12 protein-coding genes are annotated in these 21070 nt (G+C 68.1%); 5 read left to right on the top strand and 7 right to left on the bottom strand.

Annotated elements, in window-relative coordinates; translation table 11 throughout:
- Positions 1-16: 16 nt before the first annotated feature.
- Positions 17-1972 (bottom strand): SurA N-terminal domain-containing protein, encoded by a 1956-nt coding sequence (locus tag CAL13_RS09900; protein ID WP_086072255.1) that lies wholly within the window; start codon positions 1970-1972, stop codon positions 17-19.
- A gap of 194 nt (positions 1973-2166) precedes the next feature.
- Here CAL13_RS09900 and ugpQ point away from each other — a divergent pair, with 194 nt between their 5' ends.
- Positions 2167-2916 carry a glycerophosphodiester phosphodiesterase gene (gene ugpQ, locus CAL13_RS09895; RefSeq protein ID WP_086059370.1) on the top strand — a complete coding sequence of 250 codons (750 nt, stop codon included), beginning with the start codon at positions 2167-2169 and terminating at the stop codon, positions 2914-2916.
- A 22-nt stretch (positions 2917-2938) separates the two neighbouring features.
- Entirely contained in the window at positions 2939-3796 is an 858-nt protein-coding gene (locus CAL13_RS09890; RefSeq protein ID WP_086072254.1) for a 23S rRNA (adenine(2030)-N(6))-methyltransferase RlmJ, read from the top strand.
- Positions 3797-3851: 55 nt separating this feature from the next.
- On the opposite strand, the gene adeC is transcribed toward CAL13_RS09890, so the two are convergent.
- The 3 genes from adeC to CAL13_RS09875 are packed head-to-tail and all read right to left on the bottom strand — an operon-like array spanning position 3852 to position 9832.
- Complete coding sequence (gene adeC, locus CAL13_RS09885; protein ID WP_086072253.1) at positions 3852-5426, bottom strand: AdeC/AdeK/OprM family multidrug efflux complex outer membrane factor; 1575 nt, start codon at positions 5424-5426, stop codon at positions 3852-3854.
- Between the two features lie 11 nt (positions 5427-5437).
- Positions 5438-8620, bottom strand: a complete 3183-nt coding sequence (locus tag CAL13_RS09880) for an efflux RND transporter permease subunit (protein WP_086072252.1) — start codon at positions 8618-8620, stop codon at positions 5438-5440.
- A 21-nt stretch (positions 8621-8641) separates the two neighbouring features.
- On the bottom strand, positions 8642-9832 hold the full coding sequence (locus CAL13_RS09875; protein WP_086057253.1) for an efflux RND transporter periplasmic adaptor subunit: 1191 nt from the start codon (positions 9830-9832) through the stop codon (positions 8642-8644).
- Positions 9833-10055: 223 nt separating this feature from the next.
- On the opposite strand from CAL13_RS09875, the gene CAL13_RS09870 reads away from it, so the two are divergent.
- Positions 10056-10991: a LysR family transcriptional regulator gene (locus tag CAL13_RS09870; RefSeq protein WP_086059369.1), complete on the top strand. Its 936-nt coding sequence runs from the start codon at positions 10056-10058 to the stop codon at positions 10989-10991.
- Positions 10992-11024: 33 nt separating this feature from the next.
- On the opposite strand, the gene mdeB is transcribed toward CAL13_RS09870, so the two are convergent.
- Together mdeB and CAL13_RS09860 are read right to left on the bottom strand one after the other, a co-directional pair.
- Complete coding sequence (gene mdeB, locus CAL13_RS09865) at positions 11025-13670, bottom strand: alpha-ketoglutarate dehydrogenase (protein WP_086073590.1); 2646 nt, start codon at positions 13668-13670, stop codon at positions 11025-11027.
- A 409-nt stretch (positions 13671-14079) separates the two neighbouring features.
- On the bottom strand, positions 14080-14811 hold the full coding sequence (locus tag CAL13_RS09860; RefSeq protein ID WP_086057252.1) for a pseudouridine synthase: 732 nt from the start codon (positions 14809-14811) through the stop codon (positions 14080-14082).
- Positions 14812-14928: 117 nt separating this feature from the next.
- Between CAL13_RS09860 and CAL13_RS09855 the strand changes: the two genes are divergently transcribed.
- A complete protein-coding gene (locus CAL13_RS09855; protein WP_086072251.1) occupies positions 14929-15543 on the top strand; it encodes a chorismate--pyruvate lyase family protein in 615 nt (204 codons plus the stop codon).
- A 53-nt stretch (positions 15544-15596) separates the two neighbouring features.
- Here the strand turns inward: CAL13_RS09855 and CAL13_RS09850 are convergent, their stop codons facing one another.
- Positions 15597-16133: a YaeQ family protein gene (locus CAL13_RS09850; protein WP_086057250.1), complete on the bottom strand. Its 537-nt coding sequence runs from the start codon at positions 16131-16133 to the stop codon at positions 15597-15599.
- Between the two features lie 238 nt (positions 16134-16371).
- Between CAL13_RS09850 and CAL13_RS09845 the strand changes: the two genes are divergently transcribed.
- Complete coding sequence (locus CAL13_RS09845; RefSeq protein WP_086072250.1) at positions 16372-21060, top strand: NEL-type E3 ubiquitin ligase domain-containing protein; 4689 nt, start codon at positions 16372-16374, stop codon at positions 21058-21060.
- Positions 21061-21070 lie beyond the last annotated feature (10 nt).

Here is a 21070-nt window from a genome sequence, read left to right as displayed (position 1 = left end):
GGGGTGGGCCTTGGACTTACCCCACCTCGCCGCCCTGCAGGATTCGCGCGGCTTCGGGCGCGATCTCCACTTTGTATTGCGTGCGCAGCATCTTCAGCACCGCTTCGTCCTCGGCCTGTCCCCAGGCGTCGGACAGCTGTTTGCTGAGCGCGGTCACGGCGTCCGGTTCCACCTTGCCCGCTTCGACCTTGTCGATGCGGGCCACCACGTAATCGTCACCGTCGCGGGCACCCGCATAGGACGGCAGCGGCGAGCCGGGCGCGCGCATGACGGCCTCGAGCACGGGGCGCGACAGGTTCTGCGGATCCTGGCGCGAAACGTCCACAGCGCCGCCGAAACCGTCCGCGGGCGCCGACGGATTCTTCCGCAACGATTCCAGCGCCTGCTCGCCGGCCTTAGCGGCAGCGTCGGCCGCTCGCTGTTCCACCAGGCGCGCGTGGATCTTGTCTTTCAACTTATCCAGCGGCGGCACATGAGCCGGCGTGTAGGCGGCCACGCGGACCACGAGCATCCTGTCCGGGGAAAGTTCGATCACGCCGGAGTTCTGCTTGTCGCGCAGCACTTCGGGACTGAACAGCGCCTGGCGGACACGTGCGTTATCCAGCAGCGCGGAATCCGGGCTGGCCGAAGCCGCGTCGGCGCCCGCCTCTTCCTGCGGCAGCAGGCCGGTACGCGTGATGCCGCCCGCCTCGCGGATCTTCAAACCGAGCGCATCGGCGGCGGGCCGCAGGCTGTCGCGCTGGTCATAGACCAGCGAGGTCAGCTTCGTCGCCATATCGGAAAAGCGCGAGGATGCGATCTGCTTGCGGATCTCGTCCTGGATCTGCTGGCGCACTTCGGCCAAAGGTTTGGTCTGGGCGGGCTGCAGGTCTGTCAACTGCAGGACGTGAAAGCCATACGGGCTTTCGACAACGCCCGACACCTGACCCTTGTTCAGTCCGTCGAGGGCCTTTTGCAAGGCCGGGGTAAGCATCCCGGGCGCAATCCATCCCAGGTCGCCGCCCTTGGACGCCGAGCCGGCATCCTGTGAATACTTCCTGGCGAGTTCCGCGAACTGGGCCGGGTGTTCGGCGGCCTGCCTGGCGATGTCGTCGGCCTTGGCGCGCGCCGCCTTGCGCTGGGCGTCCGACGCATTGGCCGGCAGCTCGATCATGATGTGGCTGGCGCGCCGCCGTTCGGGCTGGCCGAAGCGGCTCTTGTTCTGCTCGTAGTACTTGGCGATATCGTCATCGCTGACCTGGATGCCGGCGCTTGCCGCGGCTTCGTCCAGCACCACGTATTGCGCCTTTACCTGGTCGGGGACCTGGTACTGCTGCTTGTTCTCGTCATACCACTTCTGCACGTCGGCGTCGCTGACCTGCACCTGTTTGCGGTAGTCCGCCGCCGCGTAGCGGCGCGTCAGCACGTGACGGGTTTCCGTCAAGGCATGCTCGATGGACGTGGCCACGGCCGTCGGCACGCGGGCCGACTGACCCACCGGATCCAACACGCGCGCGATCGCCAGATCGCGGCGCAGGCCGGCTTCGAAAGCTGCCGGCGTCAGCCCTTGCGCGGCGAGCACGCTGCGGTAACGTTCCGGAGAGAATCGGCCGCCTTCCTGCACGGCGGGATTGGACGCAATGGTATTGCGCAGCGTCTCGTCCGACACGGAGAACCGGTTGTCGGCGGCGGCCGCGGCCAGCAGGCGTTGATTGATCAATTGATCCAGCAGCCGCTGGCGCATGGCGGGCGTGTCCAGCAGGGCCGGGTCGAACTGCGCGCCCATCATCTGCCGGTACTGGTCCAGTTGCTCGCGCCGGGCCAGGTCGTATTCGCGCTGGGTGATCGGCTTGCCGTTCACCGTTGCCATTTTCGGTTCTTCGGACATGAAGCTGCTATAGCTTTGCACGCCGAAAAAGACAAAGGACGGAACAATCAGGATCAGCAGGATGAATTGCATCCACCGCTGATGGTTGCGAATGAAATCGAACATGGAGTCCCTGTTGCGGCGGGCACACGGAAACCCGTGTCGATCCGCGATAAAGACAAAAAAGGCGAACCCGATTCGCCCTTTTTCTTGCTGGTTGGTACCGGATCAGCGGGCTGGAGTTTAACACCTCCCGGCGGGGGTCAACCCCTGCTGTATCCTTGCCGGATCGTGCCACATTTTCGATAGGTTTTATGTCCATGGATACGCCGCTTCCCACCTGGCCCTACCCGCGCCTGATCGCCCATCGCGGCGGCGGCCGGCTTGCCCCGGAAAACACCATGGCCGGCATGCGCGCCGGCGCCGAACATGGCTTCCGCATGTTCGAGTACGACGTCAAACTGAGCAAGGACGACGTGCTGATCCTGCTGCATGACGACGACGTCGACCGCACCACGGACGGCAAGGGTCCCGCCCGCAACATGACCTATGCCGAACTGGCCCGCCTCGACGCCGGCGCCTGGCATTCGCCTGCCTACGCCGGCGCGCGAATTCCCACGCTTGAGGAAGTGGCGCGCTATACCATCGAACAAGGCATCGCCAGCAATGTCGAAATCAAGCCGTGCCCGGGCCGCGAGACGGAAACCGGAACGGCGGTCGCGCTGGCCGTGCGCGAACTATGGCGGGACGCGCCTGTGGCGCCGCTGCTGTCTTCGTTTTCAGAAGAAGCGCTGGCCGCGGCGCACGTCGCCGCGCCGCAGCTGCCGCGCGCCTTGCTGGTGGAAAAGATTCCCATGGACTGGCGCGACAGGCTGGTGCAGCACGACTGCATTGCCCTGAACGTCAACCAGAAGGACGTGACGCCGGAATTGGTCAAGGCGGTGCACGGGGCCGGCTACCGCTTGTCGGCGTGGACCGTGAACGACCCCGCGCGTGCACGCGATCTGCTCGATTGGGGCGTGGACGCCATCTTCACGGACGAGCTGGCCACCATCCGGCCGGACGCGTAGTCCGACACGACGAGGAACGCGCTTGTTCAGCTATCGACACGCCTTTCACGCCGGCAATCATGCCGACGTGCTGAAGCACGCCATCCTGATCCACGTGCTGGATTACCTGGGCCAGAAAGACACGCCGTACTGGATCATCGATACTCACGCCGGCGCCGGGCTGTACCGCCTGGACAGCGATTGGGCAGCGAAGAACGCGGAGTTCGCCGATGGCATCGGCCGCCTCTGGAACCGCGCCGACGCGCCGCCGCTGCTGGCCCGGTACCTGGAGCGGATACGGGCATACAACCCGGCCGGAACCCTGCGCCACTACCCCGGATCGCCCTGGCTGGCGCTGGACGCCATGCGCGACCATGACCGGCTGCGGCTCTTCGAAGCTCATCCCACGGAAGCGGAGGTCCTGGTCGGCAACCTCGAGCAGCAGGGTGGCATCGCCCTGCGCCAGACCACGATTTTCGATACGGACGGGTTCGAAGGCATGAAGGCGCTGCTGCCGCCCCCGCCCCGCCGCGGCCTGGTGCTGATCGATCCGTCCTACGAGGACAAGCAGGACTATCGGCGGGTGACCCTGGCGGTCAAGGAGGGCCTGAAGCGTTTCGCCACCGGCACCTACGCCGTCTGGTATCCGCTGGTGCAGCGCCGGGAGTCGCAGGAACTGCCCCGCCAGCTGGAAAAGCTGGGCGCGAAACGCTGGCTGCACGCCGCCCTGTCGGTCAGGAAACCGGCGGCCGACGGATTCGGCCTGCATGGCAGCGGGATGTTCCTGATCAATCCGCCATGGACGCTGGCCGCTGCCTTGAAAGAAGCGCTGCCCTGGCTGAAGCAGGTGCTGGCACAGGATCCCCGGGCCCGCTACACCCTGGACGTGCGGGAAGACTGAAAGCAAGGGGGCGGCGCTGCCGCCCCCTTGCACATCCGCGCCCGCGGCAGCGCCGCTAGAGGGACGGCGGCTGCGGCGCGGCCGACGCCGCGGCGGCGGGAGATGCCTGGCGCGAGGCGGCCGGGGATGCCGCGGGCTGCGCGGGCGCGCCCGTCGGCGCGCCCTGCCCCTGCTGCGCCTGCACCGTGTGCTCCGTCCAGCCGCCGCCAAGCGCCTTGTACAGGTCCACCAGATTCGTCAGACGCGCAAGTCGCGTCTGGACCAGCACCTGTTGAGACTCGTACAGGGACCGCTGGGAGTCCAGCACGCTGAGATAGCTGTCCACGCCCTGCCGGAAGCGCTCCTGCGACAGGTCATAGGCGCGCTGGTTCGCGGCGACCAGCAGTTGTTGCGCGCGGATCTGGTCGTCCAGCGTGCCGCGCCCGGCAAGCGCGTCCGCCACGTCACGGAAGGCGGACTGGATTGCCCGCTCGTAGTTCGCGATCTCGATGCGCTTCTGCACCTTGGCCAGATCCAGGTTCGCCTCCAGCGCGCCGCCCGCGAAGATCGGCAGCGTGATCTGCGGCGTGAAGCTCCAGGCTCCCTGTCCGCCATCGAACAGCCGGCCCAGGCTGGAGCTGGCCGTACCGGCCCCGCCGGTCAGCGTGATGGTCGGGAAGAACGCCGCGCGCGCAGCGCCGATATTGGCGTTGGCGGCCAACAACTGGTGCTCGGCCGCCCGGATGTCCGGCCGGCGTTCCAGCAGTTCGGAAGGCAGACCGGCCGGCAGCGCCGTCGGCATCAGCGAGTCGTTCAACGGGGCGTCGGCCTGGAGCCGGTCGCGGATCGCCTGCGGCAGCGGATCGCCCAGCAGCAGCACCAACGCGTTCATGTCCTGCGCCACCTGACGTTCGTACTGCGCCAGGTTGCGTTCGGCGGTGCGTACCGAAACCTCCGCCTGGCTCAGATCCAGGGCCGTGGCGATGTCGTTGTCGTAGCTCTGCTTCGTCAGTTCATAGGAATCGCGCTGGCTCTTCAAGGTGTCTTGCGTCAACCGCCGCAGTTCCTGATCGCTGCGCAGCGTCATATAGGCGGTCGCCACCTCAGACACCAGTGACAGCTGCGTCGCCAGACGCGTTTCGTCCTGTGCCAGATAGGTTTGCAAGGCCTGCTGGTTCAGGCTGCGGATGCGGCCGAACAAATCCAGCTCCCAGGACGCCACCGAGGCGCCGACCTGGTAGGTATGGCTGGTGGTCGCCCGGCCCGAAGCCGACAGGTCCGCCGGCGTGCGCTGCGCGGACTCCTGCGCCGCCACGCCCACGGTGGGGAGCAGATCGGCGCGCTGGATGCGGTACTGCGCGCGCGCGGCTTCCACGTTCAACGCCGCCACGCGCAGGTCGCGATTGTTCTGCAGCGCCAGCGCGATCAGCTCCTGCAGCAGCGGGTCGCCGAAGAACTCGCGCCAGCCCACATCGGCCGCCGCCACGCCGCCGGGCGGCACCGCGGCCTGGCTGGCGGAATGGTAGGCCGGCCCGGTCGGATAGGCGGCGTCGATGGGCGCCGCCGGCCGGTCATAGTCCGGGATCAAGGTGCACCCGGCGAGCACCGCCGCAAAGGTGGCGGTCAGGGTGAAACGCAGCGTCGTTCTCATTGCATTGCTTGTCATTCGGCTTGCCCCCCGGCCGGTTCCGTGCGGTCTCTCGCATCGGTGGACTCGTGGGGATCGCCGCGTTCGCTTTGACGCTTCACCTTGAACAGGCGCAGCATCGCCACGAAGAAAGTCGGCACGAAGAAGATGGCCAGGAAGGTCGCGGTCAGCATGCCGCCGATCACGCCGGTGCCGATGGCGTTCTGGCTGCCCGAGCCCGCGCCGTTGGCGATGGCCAGCGGCACGACGCCCAGGATGAACGCCAGCGACGTCATCAGGATCGGCCGCAGGCGCTGACGCGCCGCATGGATGGCGGCCTCGGTCAGGCTCGCGCCCGCCTCGTAGTGCTCCTTGGCGAATTCCACGATCAGAATCGCGTTCTTCGCCGCCAGCCCCACCGTCGTCAGCAGGCCCACCTGGAAGTACACGTCATTGGACAGGCCGCGCAGCAGCGTGGCCGCCAGCGCGCCGATGATTCCCAGGGGCACCACCATCATCACCGCGGTCGGAATGGACCAGCTTTCGTACAGCGCCGCCAGGCACAGGAACACCACGATGAGCGAAATCGCATACAGGGCGGGCGCCTGCGAGCCGGACAGCCGCTCTTCGAACGACAGGCCGGTCCACTCGTAGCCGATGCCCGGGGGCAAGGAGGCGGCAAGCCGCTCCATTTCCGCCATGGCTTCGCCGGTGCTATGTCCGGGCGACGGCTGCCCCAGGATCTCGTACGACGGCACGCCGTTGTAGCGGTTCAGCTTCTGCGGGCCGTAGGTCCATTCCGCCGAGGCGAAGGACGAGAACGGCACCATATCGCCGGCGGCATTGCGGACATACCACTTGTTCAGGTCGTCGGGCAGCATGCGCGCGCTGGGCATGCCCTGCACGTAGACCTTCTTCACGCGGCCGCGGTCGATGAAGTCGTTGACGTAGGTCGAGCCCCAGGCGGTCGTCAGCACGCTGTTCAGGTCCTGGATGGAGATTCCCAGCACGCGCGCCTTTTCCCGGTCGATGTTGAGCCGGTATTGCGGCGCGTCTTCCACCGTGTTGGGCCGCACCGCGGCCAGGACGGGGCTTTGCGCCGCCGCGGCCAGCAACTGGTTGCGGGCGGCCAGCAGGGCCTCGTGGCCCAGGCCGGCGCGGTCCATCAGTTGGAAGTCGAAACCCGTGGCGTTGCCCAGCTCCATCACGGCTGGCGGCGCGAAGCCGACGATCACCGCATCGCGGATGTTCTTCGCGAAGAAACCTGAAGCGCGCTGCGCCAGCGCCGCAACTTTCTGCCGCGCTTCCGGCCGATCTTCCCAGTCGCGCAGCTTGACGAACATCATGCCGGCGTTCTGCCCGCGGCCGCCGAAGTTGAACCCGTTGATCGAAAACACGGACGCGACCGTGTCCTTTTCGGTCTCCAGGAAGTAACGGGTGGCCTGGTCGATCGCCACCTGCGTACGCTCGGAGGTCGCGCCCGAGGGCGTGGCCACCTGCACGAACAGAATCCCCTGGTCCTCCTCCGGCAGGAAGGAGGTGGGAATGCGCGTGAACAGGAACACCATGCCGGCGACGATCAGCACGTAGATCAGCATCAGCCGGGGCGTGCGATTGAGCACGCGCGCCACGGTATTGGCGTAGGCGTGGCTGCTGCGGTTGAACGTCCGGTTGAACCAGCCGAAGAAGCCAGTCTTGGCCTCGTGATGGTCCTTGTCGATGGGCTTGAGCAGCGTCGCGCAGAGCGCCGGCGTAAAGACCACGGCCGTCAGCACCGACAGCGCCATCGACGACACGATGGTGATCGAGAACTGGCGATAGATCACCCCTGTGGAACCGCCGAAGAAGGCCATGGGGATGAACACCGCGGCCAGCACCATGGCGATGCCCACCAGGGCGCTGGTGATCTGCTCCATCGATTTGCGCGTGGCCTGGCGAGGCGTCAGCCCTTCTTCCGCCATCACGCGTTCGACGTTTTCCACCACGACGATGGCATCGTCCACCAGCAGGCCGATCGCCAGCACCATGCCGAACATGGTCAGGGTATTGATGGAGTAGCCGAACGCCGCCAGCACGCCGAACGTGCCCAGCAGCACCACCGGCACCGCCAGCGTCGGGATCAGCGTGGCGCGGATGTTCTGCAGGAAGAGGTACATGACCAGGAAGACCAGCACGATGGCTTCGGCCAGGGTCTTGAACACGTCCTCGATGGACAGCTTGACGAACGGCGTGGTGTCGTACGGGTAGACGACCTCCATGCCCGGCGGGAAGAAAGGCTTCAGTCCGTCGATGGTCGCGCGCACCGCGTCGGCGGTATCCAGCGCGTTGGCGCCGGAGGCCAGCTTGATCGCCAGACCGGCGGCGGGCTTGCCGTTGTAAAGGCTGTCGATGTTGTAGGACTGCGCGCCCAGCGCGACCGTGCCGACGTCGCGCAGGCGGACCTGCGAACCGTCCGGGTTTACCTTGAGCAGGATGTTGCCGAACTGCTCGGGGGTCTGCAGCCGCGTGGGCCCGATGATGGTTGCGGTCAGGTCCTGCCCGCGCACGGCCGGCAAGCCGCCCAGCTGGCCGGTCGATACCTGCACGTTCTGGGTCTGGATCGCGTTGACCACGTCGATGCTGGTCAGGTTGTAGTTCAGCAGCTTGGCGGGATCCAGCCAGATGCGCATCGCATACTGCGAACCGAACAGCTGGAAGTCGCCCACGCCGCTGGTCCGGCTGATGGGATCCTGCACATAGGAAGCCACGTAGTCGGACAAGTCGGCGCGCGTCATGCGGCCGTCCGTGGAAATGAACGCCGCCACCATCAGGAAGTTTTTGGTGGCCTTGGTCACGCGGATGCCCTGCTGCTGTACTTCCTGCGGCAGCAGCGGCTGCGCCAGCGACAGCTTGTTCTGCACCTGCACCTGCGCCGTGTCCGGGTTGGTGCCCTGGGCGAAGGTCAGCGTAATGGTGACGCTGCCGTCAGCGGCGCTTTCCGAGCTCATGTACTCCAGGTGGTCCAGGCCGTTCATCTGCTGCTCGATGACCTGGACGACGGTGTCCTGCACCGTCTGCGCGGAGGCGCCCGGGTAGTTCACCTGGATGCTGATCGACGGTGGCGCGATCGCCGGGTACTGCGAGACGGGCAGCTGCATGATGGACAGCGCGCCCGCCAGCATCATCACAATGGCGATGACCCAGGCGAAGACCGGCCTTTCAATGAAAAACTTAGCCATGCTTCGAAACTCCTGCCGGCCTTACTGCGCCGGCGCGGCGGGCGCCGCCGCGGCAGCGGCGGGTTGCGTGTTGACTTCGTTGGCCGCCACTTCCATGCCGGGACGTATCGTCTGCAGCCCTTCCACCACGACCTTGTCGCCCGGCTTCAGGCCGCTGGTTACGAGCCAGTCCGAACCGATGGCCCGGTCCGTGACGATATCGCGAACGGCGATCTTGCCTTGCGCGTCCACCACGTAGGCGATCGGTGTGCCGCGCTGGCTGCGCGTGACGCCGCGCTGCGGGACGAGCAGGCCCTCCGCAGCCACGCCATCGACCAGCTTGGCGCGCACGAACATGCCGGGCAGCAGGCGATGCTCGGGGTTCGGGAAGACCGCGCGCAGCGTCACCGAGCCGGTGCTCTGGTCCACGGTCACTTCCGAAAACTGCAGCTTGCCCTGATGGTTGTATTGGGTCCCGTCTTCCAGCGTCAGCGTGACCTGCGCGGCCTGTTCGCCTTCCGCCCGCTTGATCTCACCCTTGGCGAGCTGATCCTGCAGCCGCAGCAGCTGCACGCTCGACTGCACGACATCGACGTAGATGGGATCGATCTGCTGGACCGAAGCCAGCGCATCGGCCTGGTTGGCGGTAACCAGCGCGCCCTCGGTCACCATGGAGCGGCCGATGATGCCGTCGATGGGCGACAGCACCTTGGTATAGACGAGGTTGATGCGCGCGGTTTCCACCGCCGCCTTGGCCGAGAGCACATCCGCCTTCGCCTGGTCGCGCGCGGCGACGGCGTCGTCATAGGTCTGACGGCTGATGGCGCGGGTTTCGGTAAGCGGCTTGTAGCGCTCGGCAAGCAGCGTCGCGCTCTTGACCTGCGCCTCGGCGCGCGCCAGCGCGGCGCGCTGGCTGTCCAGCGTCGCCTGGTACAGCGACGGATCGATCTGGTACAGCTGCTGCCCCGCCTTGACGCGGCCGCCCTCGGTGAACAGACGCTTCAGGACGATCCCGTTCACCTGTGGCCGCACTTCGGCGATGCGAAACGCCGATGTCCGCCCCGGCAGCTCCGTGGTCAGCGACACCGGCTGCGCCTTCAGCGTCACCACGCCGACCGTGGGTTTGGAGGGAGCGGCGGCGGCGTTGTCCTTCTTCCCGCAAGCCGCCAGGGTAAGCGAGAGCACGGCAACGGCCGCCACCGCGGCGGCGCGCCCGGCAGTCTTCTTATTCATACGGTGCATTTCCTGATTCCAACTAGAGCCGGGCGGCGAACGCCGACCGGCATAACGGTCTTCGCGGCGGACAGCGTAGGCGTGGAACCGGCGTGGATGCCGTCGCTTGCTGCGTCGCAAAAAGTCGCATTTTGCACTATTCCACCGGCGTAACAAACCCCGGCGCGGCGAAAACAATGTTCCATCAGTGAGACAATACGGTATGACCAAACGCCTTCAAACCATGGAATTGTTCGTCGAGGTCGCGCGCGCGAAGAGCTTTAGCCGCGCCGCTCTCACGCTGGGCATCCCCAAATCCACCCTGAGCCGCCAGGTCGCCGAACTGGAGCGTTCCCTGGGCGTGCGTCTCCTGAGCCGGACCACGCGCAAGGTCGAGCTGACCGACGCGGGCTCGCGCTACTTCGAGCGGTGCCAGCACATCGTCACCGAGGCGCAGATCGCGCACGAGGAAATCCAGGGGCTGGCGAGCACGCCGGCGGGGCCGCTGCGCGTCAACATGCCCGTGGACTTCGGCACCGACTTCCTGGCCGAATCCCTCATGGCTTTTTCCCGGCGCTATCCGGATGTCACCTTCCACCTGGACATGGCGGCGCCGGAGCACGCGGACAAGGTATTCCAGACCTGCGACGTCGCCATCGAAATCGCCGAGCAGCCCGCGCCCACGCGCATCGCGCGCCAGCTCGGCTCGATATCGGCCTATCTGTACGCGGCGCCTTCGTATCTGGCGAAATTCGGCATGCCGCGGCACCCGCACGACCTGGCCGGGCACGAGTGCATGGAATTCCGGGCCACGCAGCGGGCGCGCGTCACCAGGTGGCCGCTGCACCGCAACGGCGAGCATATCGAATTTCATCCGGGGAAGCGGTTCTCGATGAACAGCGCCGGCATGATCCGGCGGCTGGCAACGCTGGGCGCGGGTATCGCGGTGCTGTCGGAAGTCAGCGCGCAGGAGGAGGTCGCCGCGGGCCGCCTGCAACGCGTGCTGCCGGATTGGGAGGTCGGCCCCTTCCCCGTCTACGCCGTGACCGAGACCCGGCTGCTGCCGGTCAAGACCCGCGTTTTCGTGGAGTTCCTGGCCGAGCGCCTGCAACGTGAATGGTCGCGCCAGGGCAAGGGTAGCGCAGCGGCAAGCCCGGTGTCGCCGGCCGAAACCGACTGAAACGGCTGTCGCCGCGCGCCCGGCGTTGCAGACTCATCGCTCCCAGGGAGGCGTCTGGCGGTTTGCCGCGTCGAGCCGGGCGCGCAAGGCGCCGGCCGCTTCACGGCGGCCCAACAGGTCCAGCGCCGCCAGTACCTGCCAGTCCGCCCCGATCTCGAAGAAGTCGCGCAGTTGCGCCCGCGTATCGCTGCGGCCGAAGCCGTCCGTGCCCAGGGTGCGGTACGGCCCCGGAACCCAGGCGCGGATCTGCTCGGGCACCGCGCGAACGTAATCGGTCGCAGCAACGACGGGCAGCGCGTCCCTGCCCCACTGCGCCTCGATCCACGACGGCGCGGACGACTGCCCGAGCCAGCGCGCCCTGTCCGCCGTTCTGGCGTCGCGCGCCAGCTCCGAGAAGCTCGTCACGCTCCATACTTCGGCGGCGACGCCATGTTCGTCGTGCAGCCGTTCGGCGGCCAGCACCGCCTCGCGCACGATGGATCCGGAGGCGAGCAGGCGGATCTCGGCCTGGCCGTCCGCCTGGCGCAGGCGGTACATGCCGCGCAGTATGCCTTCGCGCGCGGTATCGCCGGCCGGCATGTCGGGCTGCGGCGCATTCTCGTTGCCCACCGTCAGGTAATAGAACTCATCGCGCTGGTCGTCGAGCATACGGCGCAGGCCGGCCTCCACGATGACGGCGATCTCGTAGGCATAGGCCGGATCGTAGGCCCGGCAATTGGGGATGGCGCTGGCGGCGAGATGGCTGCTGCCGTCCTGGTGCTGCAGTCCTTCCCCGCCCAGCGTCGTGCGCCCCGATGTCGCGCCGACCAGAAAGCCGCGCGTGCGCTGGTCCGCCGCCGCCCAGATCAGGTCGCCCACGCGCTGGAATCCGAACATCGAGTAGTAGATATAGAACGGCAGCATGGGCAGCCCGTTGACCGAATAGCTGGTGCCCGCGGCGATCCAGGACGACAGCGCCCCGGCCTCGGTGATGCCTTCTTCCAGAATCTGCCCGTCCCGCGCTTCCCGGTAATGCAGCACGGAGCCGATGTCTTCGGGCTCGTAAAGCTGGCCCTGCGAAGAATAGATGCCGACTTGCCGGAACAGGTTGGCCATGCCGAAGGTGCGCGCTTCGTCGGCCACGATGGGCACGATGCGCGGGCCCACGGCGGGGTCTTTCAGCAATGCCGTGAGCATGCGCACGATGGCCATGGTCGTGGACATTTCCTTGCCCTTGGGCGCCAGCGCGAAACTCGCCCAGGCTTCGCAGCGGGGCGGCGTCATTCGGGGCGCCTCGGCGCTGCGGCGCGGCACGCAGCCGCCCAGCGCTGCGCGGCGTTCGCGCAGATAGCGCATCTCGGCACTGTCCGGATCCGGCCGGTAGAACCGGAGCGCCGCGCAATCGGCATCGCTCAGGGGCAGCGAGAAGCGGTCGCGGAACGCCAGCAGCGCATCGACGTCCAGTTTCTTCTGCTGGTGCGTCGTCATCCTGCCCTGCCCGGCCTCGCCCATGCCGTAGCCTTTCTTGGTCTGGGCCAGGATGACGGTGGGCTGCCCGGTGTGGCGCACGGCGCGATGGTAGGCCGCGTAGATTTTGACGATGTCGTGGCCGCCGCGGCGCAGTCCGTCAATGGCCTTGTCGGACCAGTCGGCCACCAGCGCGGCCAGGGCGGGGTCGCGGCCGAAGAACTGCCGCCGGTTGTAGGCGCCGTCCTTGGCGGCGAAGGTCTGGAATTGTCCGTCCACCGTGCCGGCGAACGCCCGCGCCAGCGCCCCCGCCGTATCGCGGCGGAACAGCGGATCCCAGTCTCCGCCCCACAGCAGCTTGATGACGTTCCATCCGGCCCCCGTGTACAGGGTTTCCAGCTCGTCGATGATGCGGCCATTGCCGCGCACCGGGCCGTCCAGGCGCTGCAGGTTGCAGTTGACGACGAAGACCAGGTTGTCCAGCTTTTCGCGCGCCGCCAGGGTCAGCGCGGCGACGGACTCCGGCTCGTCCATTTCACCGTCGCCGAAAATGCCCCATACCTTGCGGTCCGAGGGCGCCGTCAGGCCACGGTGTTCGAGGTACCGCATGAAGCGCGCTTGGTAGATCGCGCTGATGGGACCGATACCCATGGACCCGGTCGGAAACTGCCAGAAGTCCGGCATCAGCCACGGGTGGGGATAGGAGGACAGGCCGCGCAGGCCCTGAGCCGAGGCGGCGATTTCGCGGCGGAAATGCGCAAGGTCCGCCTCGGTCAGGAAGCCTTCCAGGAATGCCCGCGCATACACGCCGGGCGCCGAATGCGGCTGCATATAGACCAGGTCGCCGCCGTGCGCCGGCCCGCGCGCGCGCCAGAAGTGGTTGAAGCCGACCTCGAAAAGATCCGCCGCGGACGCGTAGCTGGCGATATGTCCGCCCAGTTCGCCGTGGGCCTGATTCGCGCGGACCACCATGGCGAGCGCATTCCAGCGATTGATCGAGGCGATGCGTTCCTCGATGCGCGCATCGCCTGGGAAGGCGGGCTCCTGTTCCGGCGGGATGGTGTTCAGATAGGCGGATGCGACCGGCCCATGCGCCCGCACGCCGAGACGGGCGGCATGCGCGAGCACCGCGTCCAGCACGAAGGCCGCCCGGTCTTCCCCTTCGCGCTCGACGAGCGCGGTCAGGGCATCGCGCCATTCCGCGGTTTCCTGGGGGTCTGCATCGAGGGCCATGGAGGGCCCCGATGCGATGGCGCCGCTCTGGTTGAAATCGTCGTTGCCGGCTTCCCGGCCGCCGCGGCCGTTGCCGCTGGCAGGAAGGGGGGCGGCATGGACGGCGTCGTCGGGCGGCTGCGGGATGGCGGAAGCGATCCTGGGGTCCAACATGGCGGGTCTCCTGTGTACCGGCGCGGTCTTTGCCGCCCGTTCTAGCGGTGCGCGCCTGAATCTGCCCTGGTCCGCCGGCGGCAGGGCCGTCCCGGCAGGCTCGCGGCTGGATGGCGCGGATGCCCCGCCATGCTAAACGCCCGCAGCCGGCATAGGAAGCCGCAAGGCATGCGGATCGCATCCCGCCCGGGAAAAATACATGTGGCGGTTCAATGGCGCGTCGACGCCCAGGGCGGCACACTGCGCGCCGGCGCGTTCAGAAACGCTCGCCCTCGCGCAGATAGCGCCATTGCCCCAGGGGCAGATCGCCGAGCACCACCCGGCCGATCCGGACGCGCTTCAACCCGATGACCTTCAAGCCAACGAGTTCGCACATCCGGCGTATCTGGCGCTTCTTGCCTTCCCTGAGCACGAAGCGCAACTGATCTTCGTTCTGCCAGGCGACCTTGGCGGGCCGCAAGGGTTTGCCATCCAGCGACAGCCCGTGATTGAGCAGCGCCAGACCGTTTTCGCTCAAGCGGCCCTGTACGCGCACCAGGTATTCCTTTTCGACGGTCGAATCCTCGCCGATCAGCTGTTTGGCGATGCGCCCGTCCTGCGTCAGGACGAGCAGGCCCTGGGAATCGATATCCAGGCGGCCGGCCACGGCGAGGCCGCGCAGATGGGAACGGTCGAAACGCAGCGGTGAACGATCGCTGGCGGCGCGTGACCGCGCGTCGATCAACGCGGCGGCGGGCCGGTAACCCTGTTCAGCCTGTCCGGACACGTAGCCCACCGGCTTGTTGATGAGGATGGTGACGCGGGTTTGCTGCCTGGCCTGCGCCGCGCGCTCCAGGGTGATGCTTTGCGTGGGATAGGCCTTGGCGCCCAGCTCGGACACGACTTCGCCGTCCACGCGCACCCAGCCGCGCTCGATGTAGCTGTCGGCTTCCCGGCGCGAACACAGGCCGCGTTCCGACATGAGCTTGGAGATGCGTACTTTTTCCATTGGAGGCGAAGCGAAAGCCGACATTCTAACGGGTGGAGCCGATACCGGACGCGACCGCCGCAAGCGGCGGCGGGAGCAGACGGCGGGCGCCACGGCGATGCGGGATAATACGGCGCCATGAAGATCCTCCGCCCCGACAGTCCCGGCTGGACGCCGTCCCCTCCCCCTTCCTGCAGCGCCACCCAACGATTCTGGCTATTGCGCCCAGGCGCCCTCACCGCCGGCTTGCGCCAGTTGGGCGAGTTTCGCCTGCGCGTGCTGGCGGAGTATGCCCAGACGGTCCCCGGCGACGAGGCGGCGGCCATGCGCCTGCGGCGCGGATCGATGGTATGGGTGCGGGAAGTGTTGATGTCGGTGGATGGCATCGACGGCGTCGTTGCGCGCAGCCTCACGCCGCTGGCCGCGGCGCGCTCGACCTGGCAAGGGATGCGCCGCCTGCGCAACCGTCCGCTGGCCGACATGCTGTACCACGATCGCACCGTGTCGCGCTCGCCGTTCGAATGCCGCCGGCTGGCGCCCGGCGTGCCGTTTCACGCCACGGCGCTTGCGGCCGTACGGTCGGGCAGATGCGGCCATGCCGCACGCGACGCCGGCCGGCTGTCGGACATCCGCCGCGATGCGCGCATCCTGGCGCGGCGTTCCGTGTTCTGGCGCCATGGCGAGCCGCTGCTCGTGGCCGAAGGATTCCTGAGCGGCTTCTGGGACAAGGCCGCCGGCCGCTGCCCCCGCTGAGCGCAGCCGCGCGCCATACGGCGGCACGCGGCGCGCCAGCGGAAATCACCGCCTCAATCGCGCCACGTTTCCGGCGTAACAACCACGCTGCCCGCCTCGCCGGTCACATACGCGTCGCCGTCCTGCACGTTCACGTCCAGCGACATGGTTCTCTGCGTCAGCGCGCCCAGGGCCTGCGCGGCTTCCGACGGCACGTAGACAACCTTGAGGTTGCGCGCCCGCGCCACGCGGTCGCGCACGCCCTGCCACCACAAGGCGCTGGCGTGCCCGTAGCAGTAGACCAGCACTTGCGCGGCGCGCCCGCAGGCCTTCAGGATGCGGCGTTCGTCGGGCTGGCCCACCTCGATCCACAGGTCGATCGCCCCTGTCAGGTCCTTGCGCCAGATATCCGGTTCATCGGTCTCGCTCAGCCCTTTCGTGAAGGCCAGGGCCTCGTCGGCGTTAAGTGCGTAGGCCAGGATGCGCACCATCATCCGCTCGTCGGTTTCCGACGGATGGCGGGCCACCGTCAGGGCATGGTTGCCGTAATAGCGGCGGTCATTGTCGGCCACGTTCAGATCGGCCTTGTAGATGGTTGCGCGCAATGCCATGACGTATCCGTTCCTGCGAAACCCGGCATCATAACGCTCGAGCCGCAAGGGCCGGGCCGGCGCGGCATGCAACACCCCGGCGTCCGAGCGCGAGGCCGAGGCGCGGTGTCCCGAAGCGGCGCAGGGCGCAAGCCTGCATGCCCATTCCGGGAGCGTATTGCGTGGCGAAGGCACTACCGCTTTCCGGGCGCCGCTCCCTCCCCGTTCAAGGCGCCCGGTGTTCCGCCCGGAGACACCCATGCAGATTCCAAGCGCTTCCCACGCTCTCCTCATCACCGTCCCCCCGCGCGGCCCCGCACCGGCGCACGACGGTGATTCCGCTCCTCCCGGCCACGATTTCGACGCAGCGGCGCTGGCCGAGCTGTTGGCTTTCGCCGGCTGGCTCCTGCCGCCAGTGGGCGACCCCGAAGCGGGCGCCGGGTCCGGCGCGGGCGCCCCCTCGCATCCCGCGGACGCACGGCAAGCCGCGGCTGTGGCTTTCGGGCGCTGGACCTTGCGGCAGTTGCGCCAGGATCCGGACGCGTATCCGATCGAAGACGTCGCGGCCTTGGGCGGACAACGGATCGTGGACCTTCTTCTGCACGGCAATCACGCCGCGCGCATGCGCGCGCTGGCCGAGGCCGCACTGGAAGCGCACGGCATGACCGGCAAGGCGGACGGCGCAGGCAAGGATGATGCAAGCATCGCCGCGCAAATGGAGTCCTTCCTGCAAGCCGGCTTTGCCGACGAAATGGCCCTGGCACAGGCGGTGCTCGACCTGGCGGCGCTCAAGCCGCCGACGCGGCAGGCGCTGGCCGCGGATCTGCTGCGCGGCGCCGGCCTGGACCCCGCGCGCCGCGTGGACACGCCCGAGCTGATGGACCCCGACAATCCATCGGCGGTGAATGAGCGAAAGCCGGCTGCCGCCTTTTATCTCAATGCCGATGCGCTGAACGATGCGGATATCCGGCGCATGTCGGATCGCCCGCTGACGGACGCGGATACCGGCGCGGTCCGGGGCCGGCTGCCGGCGTCGCTCGACGCCGAATTCAGCCGGCGCTTCGACGCCTACGCGGCGGACGCGGCCCGCCGGATCACGGCATTGGCCGAACGCTGGCTGACCTGCGTTGCGCGCGAGCTTGGCCACGCCGCCGATACCGCAACCGTCGAGATAGCCGCGGCCCGTCGCCAGCATTACCGGCGTGAGGTCCAGGTGCTGCGCGGCGCGGCCTTCCTCTATGACGGCAGGACCGATCGCGAAACGCCTTCCAGCGGTTACTTCGCTACCCTGCGCACCGCGACGGGCGCCCGCCGCTACTTTCTGTCGACGGAGGATGGCGGCATCCACCGCGTGCCGCCCGACGTCACGCTGCAGGCATGGGCCGAGCAACGCCGGGACATCGTCTTCGGCGCCTCGTCCGAGGGTACGGACGGAACCCATTTGTGGAAGACCCGCGTGGCCATCGACCCGATAGGCAGCGGTCCGCGCCCGGGCCTGGCGCATTGGCTGACGCCGGCCTTGCAAACCCACCTGGGCCGCAGCAAGGCGCAGGCGCGCGGGTTGGCGCCGGGGGAACAAGCCATCGACGTCCTGCTCGACTTCGTGCCGTTTCGACGCATGATCGTCGCCGCCCGCAACGACGACCTGCAAACGGCGGTCGTCAGCGGCGGGATCGATCTCATCAGCTTTGCCCTGCCCATGCTTTGCGCCAGCGCGCGGGCGGGCGCGGCGGCCGGACGCGCGCTGGGCGCGGCCGCGCGTCCGGCGGGCCGCGGCCTGACCGCCGCGGCCGCGTCGGTTCGGCCCGGGGCGCAACGGGCGCTGCCGAAATTGCGCGACGTCATCAAGACGGCGGTCCGCACGTTTCGTTCGGCGGCCGCCGCGCCGGATCCCTTGCCGGCAGCCGACGCGACGCGCATGGCAAGGGCGATGCGCGCCAGTCATCCCCGCCTTGCGAACGTGTTCGCACAGTCTGCCCTGCGCCGCCGCGCCGCCTCTTTTGAAGACGGCGCATGGCGGTTGCCGGCCCAAAGCCTTGCGGCCGCAAAACGGGATCCGGGCATCCGGCCGCTTGGCACGCTTCAAGCGCGGGCGGCAAACGGCGACACGCTGGCCGTGCTGCCGTACGGCGACGCGCGGTCGCGCGTCTACACGATGGTCGACGCTTGGACGGGGAATAGACAGGGTCCGCTGCTGGCGGCCGATCGCGAAGGACGCCTGTATCGCGTCTTGTCCATGGAAGCGCTGTCGCGCCACCGCGTCGCGTCGCCGAGCCTGCGCAACGCGCTTGGCGCGCGGCGGGCCGGCGCGGATGGCACGCATACGCTCGAGGGCAGGCACTACGCGCGAATCGGCGATGACTATGTGCAAGTTGCCCGGGACCCTGCGTCCACGGCCGGCCGGCCGGTCTGGCGCGTCGTAACGGCGCCCGGCGCCCGGCGGGACCGTGTCCCGCATCGCCTCTTCCATGATCCCGAAAAGTCCGTGTGGCGCCATGCCGACGCGCCTGGCCTGCGCGGCGGCGGGCGCGGCCCGGCCCCGGCGCACGCTCAGGCATCGGGGGCCGGCAACGCCTCGATCCGCACGCCGGATCCGTACGGCGCCTTGCTGATCGGCCGGGTGCGCGGCGGGGCCACGGCGCCGCAGCGCGATGCGATCGACGCGCTGCTGTCACGGCTGCGCGCCACGCCGCGCGGCGACGCCATCCTGCGCGCGATGCAGGCCTGCCATGAAAAACTCGGTCAGGTCCCGGAGATCGTGCTGATCGACGACGACCCGGCAGCCGGGCAGCGGCCGTCGCTGGCCGAGCCCGTGCGCGGCGGCGTATGGCATCTGCACCTGTCCGCCCTGGCGTCGGACGACGACGCCGCCGTGCGGGAATTGGCGGCGGTCTACAACAACATGACGGGACTGCTCCAGGGCGGCCAGCCCTTCCGCGAGGTCTACCTGAACGCCTTCTTCCGCGCGGGCCGAAGCGGCAGGCCCGCCTTCGAGCCGGCTCTGGAAGCGGAATGGGCGGCGTGGGCGGGGGGCGACGCGCGACGCCGGCTTGCCGTGAACTCCATGCGCCAGCAACTATGGCTGGCCGACTGCTTCGGCGGGCTCGATAAAGACGCGTTCATCCGCGTGCTGCAGGATGAACTCGCCCCGGTTCCCGAGGGGCCGTCCATCCACCTGTACGACAGGGGCCTGGACGCCGTTCCGCCCCTGCGGGACAACACGTATGAGTTGAAGATCGATCACAACCGGATAACGGACTGGCGCAATCTTTCCCGCGCGAAGGGCCTGAGGCGGCTGTCGGCGCGGGACACCGGGGCTGGCGTATTCGACGAACTGCCGCCAACGCTGGTCTTTCTGGATGTTTCCTGGAATCACCTGACCCGGCTGCCCGCTGACAGGCTCGCGCGGCTGGAAGCGCTCGAGTACCTGGATGTATCGAACAATCTGCTGGGGCAGATCGACGGACTGCCCCGCACGCTGAAGGTCCTGCAGGCCGGCAGGAACTCGCTGGCCAGCCTGCCGCCGCTTCCGCCCGATCTGACCACGCTGATCGCGGACCACAATGTGCTGACGCGGATATCGGCCCCGATGCCCGACACGCTCGAGACCCTGGTGCTGTCCGACAATGACCTGCCCCGCGTGCCCGACCTTTCCGCAACGCGCATCCACACGCTGAAACTGGCCCGCAACCGTGAGCTGGCCGCGCTGCCCGCCCTGCCGCCGACGCTGTCGCTGCTGGACGTGGAGGATTGCGCCCTGGAGACGCTGCCCGCCCCGTTGCCCGCCGCCATCGAAACCGTGATTGCTTCAGGCAACCGCCTGCGCGACCTTCCGCGCGGCGTACCGGCGGGCACGCGGCTTCTCGATGTGCGCGACAACGCCTTGACCGGCGTGCCCGCGGAAATCGATACGCCATCGTGCACCATCCTGCTGGACGGCAACCCCATTCCCATCCGCGTCCAGGAGGATTTGACGGCCCGCTTCAGGGCCGGCGCCGGGCCGCAAGTCAGGTTCATCGCCGATGAGGATCCGGCGCTCGACACCGCATCCGGCACGCTGGCCGATGCGGCGCGCGCATGGCTGGGAGACGAGGATGCAGCGGCGGCCGCCCGCTGGGAAGCGATCGGCGCAGACGTCCGCGGGACACCGGAGGGCCGCGCCGCCGGCGGGCAATTCGCCCGCTTCCTCGATTACCTTCGTCAATCCGTCAGCCATGACGACCCCGATTTCCGCGCCGACGTGCGGGAATGGCTGGCCGAGCTCGCCAAGCCGGAACGCAAGCCGCTGTTGGACAGGACCCTGCAGGCCTGCGTGACCGCCAGCGAGCAGTGCGAAGACCGCGTTTCGCTGACGCTGTCGGAACTGCGCCGCCTGCGCGTGCACGACGACGTCCGGCTCGGCATTTATGAGCCTCGCAAGGCCGTGGACGCGCTGCGGCAGACGTTCCGCATCGGCAAGCTGCAGGAGATCGCGTACCGGCACATCAAGTCGGACGCGCACCTCGACGATGTGGAAGTCTACCTGGCCTATGCCGTCGGCCTGCGCGACCGCCTGGGGCTGTCGCTGGTCGCGCCGCGGATGCGCTTCATGAGCGTGTCCCGCGTGACCTCGGAAAACCTGGATGCGGCCTTGCAGGAAGTCCTGGACGCGGAAGGCAAGGAGTTCTACCGGTATCTCGTCCTGGACGATAGCTGGAACGCGCTGATCCGGCAGCGCCTGGGCGAGCGCTACGCGCAGGCCGAAGCGCAGCTTCACCAGCTTGCCGGCACGCCGCTGCAAGAGAAAATCCGCGCCGAACTGCAGGCGCGGGGCATCGACGGCGCCGATACCGACGCGCAGCGCGAGCTGGGGCACGCCGTTTGGCGGGACATGAAGTTCGAGGTTCTGGAACCGCTTACGCGGCGGTATCTGGCCGATGCGCAGCTTGCCGTGCCTGAACAGGGCTAAGCGCTTGAAC

The organism is Bordetella genomosp. 9 (genome assembly GCF_002119725.1).
Taxonomy (GTDB): Bacteria; Pseudomonadota; Gammaproteobacteria; order Burkholderiales; family Burkholderiaceae_B; genus Bordetella_C.
This window is presented reverse-complemented; position numbering and strand designations above follow the sequence as displayed.